The sequence below is a fragment of the Vibrio tapetis subsp. quintayensis genome, assembly GCF_030409945.1.
Classification (GTDB): domain Bacteria; phylum Pseudomonadota; class Gammaproteobacteria; order Enterobacterales; family Vibrionaceae; genus Vibrio; species Vibrio quintayensis.
The window spans coordinates 142,310-154,843 of record NZ_JAUFQV010000035.1; the positions used below are offsets into that span (position 1 = coordinate 142,310).

Sequence of the window (12,534 nt, forward strand, 5' to 3'; positions counted from 1 at the left end):
CCTCTTTTTGGCTAAATCCAATACACACGGACGATGGTAATTATAATGAATATGAATAAAACCCTACTAAGCATCTCCCTACTTGCCGCTTCTTCTTTTGCTCAAGCTGGCGAAGTTGAAGTTCTCCACTGGTGGACATCAGGTGGTGAGGCGAAATCTATTGCAGTTCTAAAAGATATGCTTGAAGAAGATGGCCACAGCTGGAAAGATTTTGCGGTCGCTGGTGGTGGTGGCGAAAGTGCCATGACAGTATTAAAAACTCGTGCAGTTTCTGGCAACCCTCCGTCAGCGGCACAAATTAAAGGCCATGATATTCAAGAGTGGGGTGGCTTAGGTTTCCTTACTAATCTTGATGACGTTGCAAAACAAGGCGGTTGGGACGAAGCGGTACCAAGCATGGTGACAGACATCATGAAATGGGATGGCGAGTACGTTGCGGTTCCTGTAAACGTTCACCGTGTTAACTGGTTATGGGCAAACCCAGAAGTACTCGAGAAGTCGGGCGTATCAGTACCAACAACACTTGATGAGTTCTTTGTTGCCGGTGACAAAATTAAAGCCGCTGGATTTATTCCGTTGGCGCATGGTGGTCAACCTTGGCAAGACGCGACCGTATTTGAAGCCGTTGCACTCGATGTATTAGGTTCAGAAGACTACGTAAAAGCGTTTGTAGATCTTGATATGGACGTGCTGTCTGGTCCGAAAATGGTTGAAGTATTCACTAAGTTCCAACGTATCCATGACTACATTGATAGCAACTCGCCAGGGCGTGACTGGAACGTTGCCACCTCGATGGTTATCAATGGTGAAGCAGCAATGCAAATCATGGGTGACTGGGCGAAAGGTGAATTTACTGCCGCAGGAAAAATGCCAGGTAAAGACTTCATCTGTGCACCAGCTCCGGGTACTGCGGGTCAGTTTACTCATAACGTAGACAGCTTTGCGTTCTTTGAATTAAAAGATCCTGAGAACATCAAAGCTCAGAAAGCACTTGCAGCCACTATTCTTGACAAGAAATTCCAAGAAGTCTTCAACCTGAACAAAGGTTCGATTCCTGTACGTCTAGATATGGATATGTCTAAGTTTGATTCATGTGCGTTAGACGCAATGGCAACCTTCAAATCTACCGCTAAAACGGGTGACCTAGTGCCGAGTATGGCGCATGGCATGTCAACAACAAGCTACGCTCAAGGCGCTATCTTTGACGTTGTCACTAACTTCTTTAACGATCCAAAAGCAGACCCAGCAAAAGCCGCTAAGACACTGGCTAAAGCGGTGAAATCTGCAATGTAATGAACCCCCTGAAAAGCTTCTCCATGGTGGAGCAGCTTTTCCTTTGATGCCGCAGCCAAGGCGGCGGCGTTAAGGTTTTTTTTACAAGGATTCGTAATGGAGCGTATTGTGACTATACCTACTACTCGCTCAGCACCTAAAAAAAGCTTCGCTGACCGGTTGCAAAACTGGCTGCCGAAAATCGTTCTTGCACCCACTATGTTAGTGACTGTGGTGTGTATTTACGGGTATATTTTTTGGACTGCTGCGTTATCAATGACAAACTCGCGTTTTTTACCAAGTTTTAAGTTTGTTGGCTTTGCACAATACGAAAAGCTAATGGAAAACGACCGCTGGATCACGTCGATTACTAATCTCGCGATCTTTGGTGTGTTGTTCTTAATTATCGCGATTGCACTTGGTGTGTTTCTGGCCATTTTTTTGGATCAGAATATTCGACAAGAGGGTGCAATTCGAACCATTTATCTCTACCCAATGGCGTTGTCATTCATTGTGACGGGTACGGCTTGGAAGTGGATTCTAAACCCAGGTCTTGGCATTGAGAAAATGGTGCACGACTGGGGCTTTACCGACTTTAAATTCGATTGGCTCGTCAACTCTGAAATGTCTATCTATACCTTGGTTATTGCGGCTATATGGCAATCATCAGGCTTTGTTATGGCGATGTTTCTCGCAGGCTTACGTGGTATCGACTCTTCGATCATCAAAGCGGCGCAAATTGATGGCGCGAGCTTACCAAAAATTTATTTAAAAATCATTTTGCCTTGCTTACGCCCAGTGGTGTTTAGTGCGGTGATCATTACCTCTCATATTGCGATTAAGAGTTTTGACTTAGTGACAGCATTAACCTCAGGTGGACCTGGTTATTCTTCAGATTTACCGGCCTTGTTTATGTACTCACATACCTTTACTCGTGGCCAAATTGGCCTAGGTTCAGCCAGTGCTATGGTGATGTTAGCCGGTATATTGGCGATTTTGGTTCCTTATCTTTATTCCGAACTTAGGGAGAAAAAATGATGACGTCTTCATTTAATTGGTCTCGTGCTTTTCTCTATGCGGTGTTGATTTTCTTTTGCCTGTTTTATCTGATGCCTCTGTTCGTCATGGTCATCACTTCGTTCAAAACCTTGCCAGATATTAAAGCGGGTAACTTGATGACACTGCCACAAGAGTGGGTGTTTGGGGCTTGGGATAAAGCTTGGTCAAGTGCTTGTACTGGGGTGAAATGTGAGGGGATCAAAGGCTATTTTTGGAACTCGTTCCAAATGGTGATTCCTGCTGTGTTGTTTTCAACATTATTGGGTGCATTTAACGGTTATGTAGTCACGAAGTGGCAGTTCAGAGGGTCCAACTTGTTCTTCAGCTTGTTGCTTTTTGGTTGTTTTATTCCGTTCCAAGTTATCTTACTGCCAATGGCGGCAGTGTTAGGTAAGTTAGGACTGGCTAACACCACAACGGGCTTGGTGATTGTGCACGTAATTTACGGTATGGCCTTTACTACTCTATTTTTCCGTAACTTCTACATTGGTATTCCAGACGAGTTAGTCAAAGCCGCTAAGTTGGACGGTGCAGGATTCTTTACTATTTTCTTTAAGATTCTATTACCGCTTTCAACGCCAATCATCATGGTAACCATTATTTGGCAGTTCACATCCATTTGGAATGACTTCCTATTTGGCGTGGTCTATTCCGGTTCGGACACTCAACCAATAACGGTCGCATTGAATAACTTAGTAAACACCAGTACCGGAGTTAAAGAATATAACGTAGACATGGCAGCCGCCATTATTGCCGCATTGCCGACATTAGTCGTGTATGTATTGGCAGGTAAGTATTTTGTGCGCGGTTTGACCGCAGGCTCAGTGAAGGGATAAACGATGGCTACTTTACAACTTAAACAAATTCGAAAAACGTATCGTAATGCTGATCAAGAAACCCTTAAGGGCATTGATATCAGCATCGATTCAGGTGAGTTCCTTATTTTGGTTGGACCGTCTGGTTGTGGTAAATCCACTCTGATGAATACCATTGCAGGGCTTGAAGACATCAGCGCAGGCGAAATCGTCATTGACGGCGTGGATGTGGCTCAGGTTGAACCAAAAGATCGCGACATCGCTATGGTGTTTCAGTCTTACGCTTTGTATCCAAACATGACCGTGTATGAGAACATTGCTTTCGGTTTACGCATTAGAAAGATGTCGAATGAAGCCATTGATGCGGAAGTAAAACGTGTCGCTGAAATGCTGCAAATTGATGTGTTACTCGACAGAAAACCAAGCATGCTTTCTGGTGGCCAGAGACAAAGGGTTGCCATGGGCCGTGCCCTTGCTCGTAAGCCGAAGCTTTACTTGTTTGATGAGCCATTATCTAACCTTGATGCCAAGCTTAGAGTTGAAATGCGTCATCAGATCAAGCGATTACATCAACAGTTAAACACCACTATTGTTTATGTAACACACGACCAAATCGAAGCCATGACATTGGCTGATCGTATTGCGGTAATGAAAGATGGTGAATTGCAACAGTTGGGCACACCGAAGGAAATCTATAACAAGCCAAATAACATGTTTGTCGCGGGCTTTATGGGTTCACCGTCGATGAACTTTATTCATACCATGGTTGACCTGGACAGCAACGATAATCCAGTGATTAAGGTGGTTGGCACTAACGAGCAGGAGCACCACATTAAGCTGCCTGATTCTATGCGCGATCAAGATGGTAAGAAAGTCGTGATCGGTTTACGCCCAGAGCACATTACAGAGCAACCAGGGGAAGACGAAACGGTTTCGACTCAGTTAGACCTACTATTAGAAGTGCTCGAACCAACAGGGCCAGACACGATTGCGATGGTGAAAGTCAACGACCAAGAAATTGCGTGCCGATTATCACCAGAATTTGATGTGAACGCAGGTCAAATTGCCCCATTACATTTCGACTTATCGAAAGCGGTTATTTTTGATGCGGCGACAGAACAACGAATCGTTTATTAGGTTTGTAGAAATTAAAGCTGACGACATTGGGGAATGAGTCAGTTTTTGAGCGGGGGAGAAAGGTGTACTGAGTAAGCGATTGCTTTGGCTCAAAGTTGCGAACAAAGTGCATTTGCTCATTTAGTGACGGATGGAACATCATTGTCATAAAGGCCTTAGTTATCAAAAGATAGCTAAGGTCTTTTTTTATTTAAGGTAAGAAGAGGGGACTGGTATCGTTAACGGGCTGATAAGTGGTCTTTAGGTTATCGACTCAGGGGTTAGATTTTCGCAGTTGATTAATTCCCCGAGATGCAATATTGTACAGGCAGGTTGATTGGACGCCTGCCTCGCAAAAGCGCACGTACCAATGTCGCGGCTAACATGTCGCATTAAAATTTTCTTCAGTTTATACGCTGAATACCTTCTGAAACCGATAGCGAGTAGGTTCAATATAGGAGAGCATCATGCGTATAGAACAAGTAAACCTCGTCGAATTTTGGCTATTTGAAGCCAAGCTACTGCATAAACACGTTAAGTCTGAGCGGAAATCACATTCCCTTCCAGTGCTGCGTCGCCTACTCAATCAAAAAGTCCTTGTTGGATTATCATTACCCGAATTGCAAAAAGACGTGTCGATCGTTCAGCGTAAGCATTTGCTGCAATTGGTATCGATAGAGAACGGATTTGCAAGCTGGGTGGCGTTTAAGCAAAGACTTGAATCTGCGTCGGATTCTTCCGGACAGTACCTTCCAGAGCGAATCAAACTTAAGAATATTGGCTATCCCGCCCTGTGGTTTTCAACGATGGATGAAGCGGTTAGTTACGCAAATATTCATGGTGGAGAGGCCATTCCAGTTGGTAGCCAAGCGGTGCTTGCGATTAATCATTCGGCGTAAATGACTAAATGCGAAGTAGAGTGCTCTACTTCGCTCTTTCCACGATTCAGCGTATTCCAACTCACACTAAACAAGACGTGTTCAGGTGCCTTTATTCTTATTGCAGTGACACACGCTTCAGTAAAAAGAGGACTTTGCGTGCTTTGTTCATTATTGACGCGACTGTCCCTACAATTAATTGTTCTGTTGAATGACTTTTGAGTAACAAAGTGTTGCGACTTTGTTGGTTTTTTGTTTTATTGACCAACTACGCTCAGATTTAGGAATCAAGATGAATAGGAATGTTTGGCTGCTTTCACTGTGTCAGGCTTTGTTGATGACGGGGAACATATTACTGATCTCGGTGATTGGCTTGATAGGCAAACAGATTGCGCCAAGTGTCGGTATGATTACTTTGCCCGTTGCGCTGCAGTTTTTAGGTCTGATGGCCGCGACTATTCCGGCGTCTTTGATTTCGGGTAAGCTCGGGCGAAAGAGAGGGTTTAGCATTGGCAATGTAGTCGGCATCACAGGGGCTAGCTTGGCAACTTACGCGTTGTCTCAGCAACACTTTTACCTGTTTTGTTTTGCCACCTTCTTACTCGGCATCGGTATTGGCTTTGGTACGCTTTATCGGTTTGCTGCTATTGAGGTGTGTGACGAAAATGCTCGTCACCGTGCGATTTCTATCTCGATGGCGGGTGGCGTCCTTGCAGCTGTACTTGGGCCAAACTTAGCGATCATGTCTCAACAGTGGTCGCAAGATGGCTTGTACATTGGCGCGTTCGCTTCGTTAATCGGCCTAAATATCCTCGCTCTTGTTATCTTACAAACGATCCAGTTCCCTAAGGTTTCTTTCAATAGCCAAACACTTAAAGCTGATCCCATCAGTGAGATAGTTAAAGCGCCTAATTTTGTTGGCGCGGTGTTTGCCGCCATGGTGGCTTATGCGGTGATGAATATTTTGATGACAGCGACGCCACTTGCAATGATTGGTTGTGGGTTCGACTTTACCAAAGCCGCAGGTGTGATTGAGTGGCACGTGTTAGGGATGTTCGTACCGGCATTTTTTACCGGGACCTTAATTGAAAAATTCGGTTCAAGGGTGATGATTTTAGCGGGTGGGGTGCTGTTTGTGCTTTGTATCGCCATCAACATCCATGGCGAATCTATTTGGCACTTTAGGGCGGCTTTGGTTGTGCTAGGTGTTGGTTGGAACTTTATGTTTATCTCGGCCACGGGTTTGTTTAGCCAATCATACCAATCACAGAATAAAGCCAAAGCTCAAGCATTGAATGAATTTGTGGTATTTGGGTGCGTGACGGTTACGGCGCTGCTCTCTGGCTGGCTAGAGTCGACTGCCGGGTGGCAAAACCTCAACATCTATGTATTACCCTTCGTTCTAGCGGTGATCGTCTTGTTTGCGTTTAGCGCTCGAAAATCTCGTACTTTGAAGCAATCTGTTTAAAGCATCGCAATGCCGAGTGTTAGTCCCATTGCTACTGTCGATGCCGATTGACCGGTGAACGCCTTATTTTAGTAATTGTCTTACTCCCAGGCTGAAGGTACGCATATGCAGCAAACTAAACTATTCAACCAAGCGACTTTCGCTGGGCTTGCAGCAACGTTAGTCGGTAATGGTATTGGTCGCTTTGCCTATATAGCATTGATGCCAGTTCTCATACAAAACGGATGGTTCTCAAGCGAAGATGCTTCCATTCTTGGGGCTGCGACGCTCATCGGTTATATATTTGGTGCGCCTGCTTCAAGCTTTTTACGGCGATATTGTTCAACAGGAACACTCATACGCATCTCTCTGTTATTGAGCAGCTTTAGTTATTTTGGTTGTGCAGTAAAATCTGCGCCTTTTGAATGGTTTCTAACACTGAGAACCATAGCAGGAGTATCGGGCGCCATCCTCATGGTGCTCGCTCCACCAATGATCGCGAGCCTTCACCCACAAGAGATGAAGGCAAGAATTAGTGGCGTCGTATTTTCAGGAATCGGTCTTGGTGCCATGCTTTCAGGAACACTCATACCTCTACTTATCTATCGAAGTGTGGAAAGCGCATGGTTAGGTATGGGAGCGATCGCTTTTCTGGCGACCGTCCTCACATGGAACGGTCCTCACATGGAACGCATGGGGTCTTGAGCCTAAACCGACTCATTACACTAACAGCCCTTCTACGTTTAGCGACCTATCTAAGTGTGAACGAGTCAGTATTCGTTTTGTGCTTTTAGCCTATACATTTAGTGCCATTGGTTACTTGCCTCATACTCTCTTTTGGGTCGACTATATTGTTCGTGAGTTGGGAATGACTTTGACGAGTGGCGGTTTCTATTGGGCAGTTTTTGGTATCGGTGCTGCTGTAGGACCAATAGTGACCGGTATATTAGGTGATAGATTTGGGCTCAAAAAAGCACTAGTAGCTGCATTTTCGTGTAAAGCGATCGGGGTAGCACTACCGTTGTTAAGCACCAATGAGATTGCACTTTTTGCGTCATCCTTGCTTGTGGGTATGTTTACCCCCGGCACGGTCACGCTTGTATCAACTTACACCTTAGAAATCGTCGGAACACAGCTCCATACAAAGTCATGGGGAGCAATGACAATGGCTTTTGCTGTTTCGCAAGGGGTGGTTGGCTTTGCTATGGCTCATTACGCCCCACAATTGGCCACTTATAGCGTCCTATTTATGATCAGCGCGAGTGCACTCGTTCTATCGATAGCATGCATTTTGTTTACATCAACCAAACAGCCAACATTAGACACTACTCAAACGAGTTTTTAGCAAAGGAATCGCTCATGAAACTTTATTTAAATGATACCTCACCATTTTCAAGAGCCGTGCTGGCAACTGCCTATCTATGCGAGGCACCACTAGAGCTTGAATGGGTAGACCCGTGGCAGACTCCTCAAGCATTGGTTACTATCAATCCATTTAGTACGATCCCAGTTCTAGAAACCAATGACGATGTCGCGCTAACAGAGAGTTTAACGATCTGCGAATTACTTATGCAGAATTACCCAACAAAAAACCTTACAATAACAAACGCTAAACATAGTAAACGCATGTCATTATTAGGCGTGAGTAAAACGCTAATGGAAGTGGCATTTCGCTGTGCGGCATTGAGCCGTTTTGAAGCTGAGCAAAATGTTCTGTCTGTTAGAGGAAAAGAAGGGATTCAAAGAGCTGTTCGGTCACTTATCGAACAATTGAATGTCAAGAATGATTTATTTCAGCCTGATTTCTCGACATTGTACCTACACATTGCATTAGATTATGTCCTGTTCAGACACGCTAGCCTGTTCTCCGCAAGAGAGGTCGACATCCTCAGCACCGCCTTACAAAGACACACTTGCAAAGTTAAGCCTAGACTTGCTTTCCAGTAAACCCAGTTGGAAAGACCTTTACCAATAGAAGATAACGGCTCGTTCTCCGAGTGGGTTTGAGGGCGAGTCTTCTTTAACAGTGGATATCCAGCTGTACTCTGTTTATGGCAGTGTCTATGAAAGGACAAGATTGTGCCTAATGTTCAGTAAACGTCTCACTAACCAAAAATACCTCTACGCTACTCAATGAGCACTCTTCTGAAGAAGCTTCATTAGAGGTTATGACCTCAACGCTCTCACCAGATTTAAGCTTAAAACTTACATGGTGAATTTGACGATAAACATCATTCCCGATTTTTTCAGAAGCTATTTTTCTGACTAGTATTTTATCGTGTTCAACTTCGTCAGCTGTAAATACCTTACTATTCACCAAATAGACATAGGCCATATTGGGAGCCCAAGAACTTGGTGTATCGCATTTTGGACTACTAGCTAATGCTAAAGGTGAAAAAATCATTAAAAATATAGATAAAAACCTCATTTTAATCCCTGGCCTCAATAACAATAAGTTTTCGTACTCCACTATTCCAAATTTTTTCACGAATACTTCTTTGCATAATGATACAACCACTAGATGCTGCTCCAGGGTTTTTAATAGAATCCCCATGAATTTGGAAATCTGTTCGGTTATAAGCACCGTGCCCTACAGGTGTTACTGGCAATACATATGGTCCAGTTCTATCACTTCTTCGTGGATTATGAATTTTGTACTCTCCTCTAGGGATTGGGCCTAGACTCTTCATATGCTGCATTTTAGGTTTATTTTTATACTCCGCCTTACCCGAATAACCAGTAGCAATAAATTCATCATTAAAATAAAGCTCACCTGTTGTTTGTACATATTGCCAACTCATAACGCACCTCATGCCTATCAAATACTTTGAACATTATCATAGGCGCCTATGTGCATATCTAGTGGTGTGATTAAGTTGCGTATCACTTCAAATATAAATTGGAATACTTGAGTTTTTTATCGGCATAGCGCAAAGCTACGCACGCGCTGCACTAACAAAGCCAGCTAAACTTTAAATAAAAAAAGAACCATAGTTTATTACCTTTGCTTGAACGACGGGTGTATACCCAGCATTGTCAACGCCGATTTCATGTCCTTTGATGATTATGTCCTTTTGGTGATTATTTTGATTAAAGTGATATCACACGCACTTGATAGGTGTGTGGTTGCGCTTGCCCGTAAGAACCGTACTCTACCCTGAATAATTATTAATGGGGCAAGTTCGATGGAAGAAAATCTACCATACACATTACCGAGAACTACAAATGAACAGCTTAAAACGCTATCAAGAATTACTTCTATTCCCTCCAACCTTTTAATGAATGCAGGACACCTAGAAGTAGAGGCTATTTCGTCAATGGTTTTGTATCGACATATGAATAGGCTTCAGAGAATTGAAGCGATGCGTTTAATTAGAAGCGTTCCAAGCAGAGCATTAATGGGTAAGATCATATCTAAGACTCTTGATACCACTTATGTTAACCCGCAGTGGGGTATTTGGTCGCTATCTAACGAAGAGTTAAAGAAAGATATTGCGCTACATTCAACCATTGACTCTTTTGCGGGGTATATTGGAGTTGGTGCGTCCGCGTTGAGTGGGAAAGATTTAGTCAAAGATTTGTTGTCGCTTAAACGGATGGGGAAGAAACATTGGGTAACAGTTGTAATATGGGGTTGCATCTACTTTAACAAGAGTGAGCTAAATAAAGCGCGCGACGAGCTTGATAATAGAACAACGTTGCAATCTTCAGGTATGTTCAAATGATTCAATCGATTATGATAAAAACGTTATTCTGTATCTTCCTATTCGCAATGGTTATCTGGTACTGGAATGATGCAAGTGAATCAACGAAAACAGGACTATTTTTCTTTATTTTTACTCTGGCATTTTTTCAAAATGTTTACTATTCCCACAAACTAGAAAAATTAAAAGAGCAATATGCTAGTGAGCACTCATAACGCGTGTTATACGGTATTTATCCGTGATTGATAGATATATTACGTGGTCTTTATTTATATTTTTAACATAAAATTAAAGGGCTGGTGAAAAATATAATGAGCTAGGGTGCTGTATGTCGAATAACTTCTAGGTTTACTTAGCTTTGATGGTTTTTAATAGGGAGAATGCGCCCCCATTACGTCGTAAAGGGTTTTATCTGAAAGATAACTGGCTGAAACGCGTTAAAAAAAGAAATACTGACACTGATATCTTTCTTACCATGCCTATCATGGGCACGAGGCTTCACCGCACAAAAAAAGCGAAGCAGGATATCCCACTTCGCTTTTATCTTTTGTTCTACTTAGCTTTTAGAACTTAGCCTTTAGCACTTCGCTCTTAACAATCAAGCCATTCTCTTCGCAGGCGTCCAGCGAGCCATGCTCAAAGGCAGTTTAATGCCTTGCGACTCTAGCAAGTTCACACGAGCCAAGTACGCTGCGCCATGAACCAGATGCTTTGCAACATCTACCGCGTTACGGTGTTGGTAATCATCTAGGTAGCTGCCTTTTGCCCATTGGTTGAATGCGCCAAGTGCTGGGCCTGCCCAGATTTGGTAGTCCATTTCACGGCCAGCTTCGCCAGTGTTAGACCAACGGCTAGATAACCCCAAGTACCAACGGAAAATCAATGCCATTTTACGTTTAGGGTTGCCTTCTGCACGTTCGATTTGCTTAGGATCACGCTCGTTGAAGTGCGCGACAGTCCCTGCCCAAATCTCTGCGAGGGTAGAGCGGAACACTTGTTTTTCTAACTTCTCACGCTCATCTGCAGGAATCGCTTCGATAGAGTCGTAACGCATGTAAATATCGTACAGCTTGTTAGCACGCATCGGGAACAATGTACCGCGCTTAACCACTTGCAGTTTTACGCCCATTTCGAACATGTCTGCTGCTGGTGCCATTGTTACGTCAGCCATTTCCGTTGTCGCCAGTAGCTTACGAGTATGTTCACTTGCGCCTGCTTCAACACACGCTTGGTTAACAGAACCAGTAACAATGTATGCTGCGCCCATGTTGAATGTAGCAAGTGCGGCATCAGGTGTGCCAACGCCGCCACCGCAACCAACACGTAGTGGCGTTTTGTATTGGTACTGGGCTTGAATTTCGTCTTTCAGTGCCAAAATAGTCGGTAATAGCGTAACCAGTGGACGGTTATCGGTATGACCGCCTGAGTCTGCTTCTGCTGTGATGTCATCTGCCATCGGAACCAATTGCGCTAGTTCCATTTGCTCAGCGGTAATACGACCTTCATCAACTAAAGCTTGTAGCATTTTAGCTGGAGCAGGTTGCATGAACTTGCTTGCTACTTCAGTACGGCTTACTTTTGCAATCACCTTGTTGCCAATAACAATCTCGCCATGTGCATCACGGCTAAGACCCGCAGCGCGGTACTGGACTATTTGTGCAGTAAGGCCAAGAAACGCAGAGGCTTCAACCGTGCGAACTTTATGCTTTAGAAACAACTCAACACTGCCACGCTCAAGTGCAGGTTCGCTTGGGCTGTGAATCAAGTTAAACGCGTAAGGGCCATTGGGTAGCGCCGCTTGAATACGGTTGATAGCTTGTTCAACGCGAGAAGGGATAAGACCCGCCGCGCCAAACGAGCAAAGAATGCCAGCTTGACCCAATGCGATAACCAACTCTTCAGAAGAGATGCCATTTGCCATTGCGCCAGCATAGTACGCGTATTTTACGCCATGGCAGCGACGAAATTCATCGTCGCCCAAGCTTTGTGTACCCAATGCAGGAGCAAATGCGCTAACCGGGTGGCTAGAGTTACTGCTGGCCGTGTCGCCTGCGGTAATCGTCGCTTGTTGGCTAATGCCTAAGCCTTTTTCTGGGTGGTTAATTAGGTAACAACCACGGCTTAAGTCTTTTAGCGCTGCTGCCATGTCGTCTTGTTGGTAACTTGTTGTGCTGTCCTCTACTTGCCATGGCCATGGAGAAAGCTTTTCGTTATTCAATATCGTTTGGTTCGTCATGTTCTAA

The 12,534-nt window shown here is 44.2% G+C and carries 11 protein-coding genes and 2 pseudogenes; 10 read left to right on the forward strand and 3 right to left on the reverse strand.

Going from position 1 to position 12,534, the window contains the following annotated elements; genetic code table 11:
- The first annotated feature begins 45 nt into the window (after positions 1-45).
- From QWZ04_RS18090 to QWZ04_RS18125, 9 genes and pseudogenes are all read left to right on the forward strand, one after another.
- Positions 46-1,293 (forward strand): ABC transporter substrate-binding protein, encoded by a 1,248-nt coding sequence (locus QWZ04_RS18090; protein ID WP_290329654.1) that lies wholly within the window; start codon positions 46-48, stop codon positions 1,291-1,293.
- 96 nt (positions 1,294-1,389) lie between these two features.
- Positions 1,390-2,310, forward strand: a complete 921-nt coding sequence (locus tag QWZ04_RS18095; protein ID WP_290329655.1) for a carbohydrate ABC transporter permease — start codon at positions 1,390-1,392, stop codon at positions 2,308-2,310.
- Complete coding sequence (locus QWZ04_RS18100) at positions 2,310-3,167, forward strand: carbohydrate ABC transporter permease (RefSeq protein ID WP_290329826.1); 858 nt, start codon at positions 2,310-2,312, stop codon at positions 3,165-3,167. Before QWZ04_RS18095 ends, QWZ04_RS18100 begins: the two co-directional genes overlap by 1 nt.
- Before the next feature lie 3 nt (positions 3,168-3,170).
- The gene (locus QWZ04_RS18105) at positions 3,171-4,283 is read left to right on the forward strand and encodes an ABC transporter ATP-binding protein (protein WP_290329656.1); all 1,113 of its coding nucleotides are present in this window, start codon (positions 3,171-3,173) and stop codon (positions 4,281-4,283) included.
- Positions 4,284-4,729: 446 nt separating this feature from the next.
- Positions 4,730-5,161, forward strand: coding sequence for a hypothetical protein (locus tag QWZ04_RS18110; RefSeq protein ID WP_290329657.1), 432 nt, complete (start codon positions 4,730-4,732; stop codon positions 5,159-5,161).
- A gap of 271 nt (positions 5,162-5,432) precedes the next feature.
- Complete coding sequence (locus QWZ04_RS18115) at positions 5,433-6,608, forward strand: MFS transporter (protein ID WP_290329658.1); 1,176 nt, start codon at positions 5,433-5,435, stop codon at positions 6,606-6,608.
- Between the two features lie 213 nt (positions 6,609-6,821).
- Positions 6,822-7,292 (forward strand): YbfB/YjiJ family MFS transporter, encoded by a 471-nt coding sequence (locus QWZ04_RS23575; RefSeq protein ID WP_435433631.1) that lies wholly within the window; start codon positions 6,822-6,824, stop codon positions 7,290-7,292.
- Between the two features lie 61 nt (positions 7,293-7,353).
- A pseudogene (locus QWZ04_RS23580) lies at positions 7,354-7,932 on the forward strand (YbfB/YjiJ family MFS transporter); the annotation flags it as partial.
- Positions 7,933-7,946: 14 nt separating this feature from the next.
- Positions 7,947-8,562: pseudogene (locus QWZ04_RS18125) on the forward strand (glutathione S-transferase N-terminal domain-containing protein).
- Positions 8,563-8,670: 108 nt separating this feature from the next.
- On the opposite strand, the gene QWZ04_RS18130 reads toward QWZ04_RS18125, so the two are convergent.
- Positions 8,671-9,075 carry a hypothetical protein gene (locus tag QWZ04_RS18130; RefSeq protein WP_290329659.1) on the reverse strand — a complete coding sequence of 135 codons (405 nt, stop codon included), beginning with the start codon at positions 9,073-9,075 and terminating at the stop codon, positions 8,671-8,673.
- Positions 9,017-9,388: a tlde1 domain-containing protein gene (locus tag QWZ04_RS18135; RefSeq protein WP_290329660.1), complete on the reverse strand. Its 372-nt coding sequence runs from the start codon at positions 9,386-9,388 to the stop codon at positions 9,017-9,019. Before QWZ04_RS18135 ends, QWZ04_RS18130 begins: the two co-directional genes overlap by 59 nt.
- Positions 9,389-9,772: 384 nt before the next feature.
- Between QWZ04_RS18135 and QWZ04_RS18140 the strand changes: the two genes are divergently transcribed.
- Positions 9,773-10,312, forward strand: a complete 540-nt coding sequence (locus tag QWZ04_RS18140) for a hypothetical protein (RefSeq protein WP_290329661.1) — start codon at positions 9,773-9,775, stop codon at positions 10,310-10,312.
- Positions 10,313-10,889: 577 nt separating this feature from the next.
- On the opposite strand, the gene pfaD is transcribed toward QWZ04_RS18140, so the two are convergent.
- On the reverse strand, positions 10,890-12,527 hold the full coding sequence (gene pfaD, locus QWZ04_RS18145) for an eicosapentaenoate synthase subunit PfaD (protein WP_290329662.1): 1,638 nt from the start codon (positions 12,525-12,527) through the stop codon (positions 10,890-10,892).
- Positions 12,528-12,534: the final 7 nt, after the last annotated feature.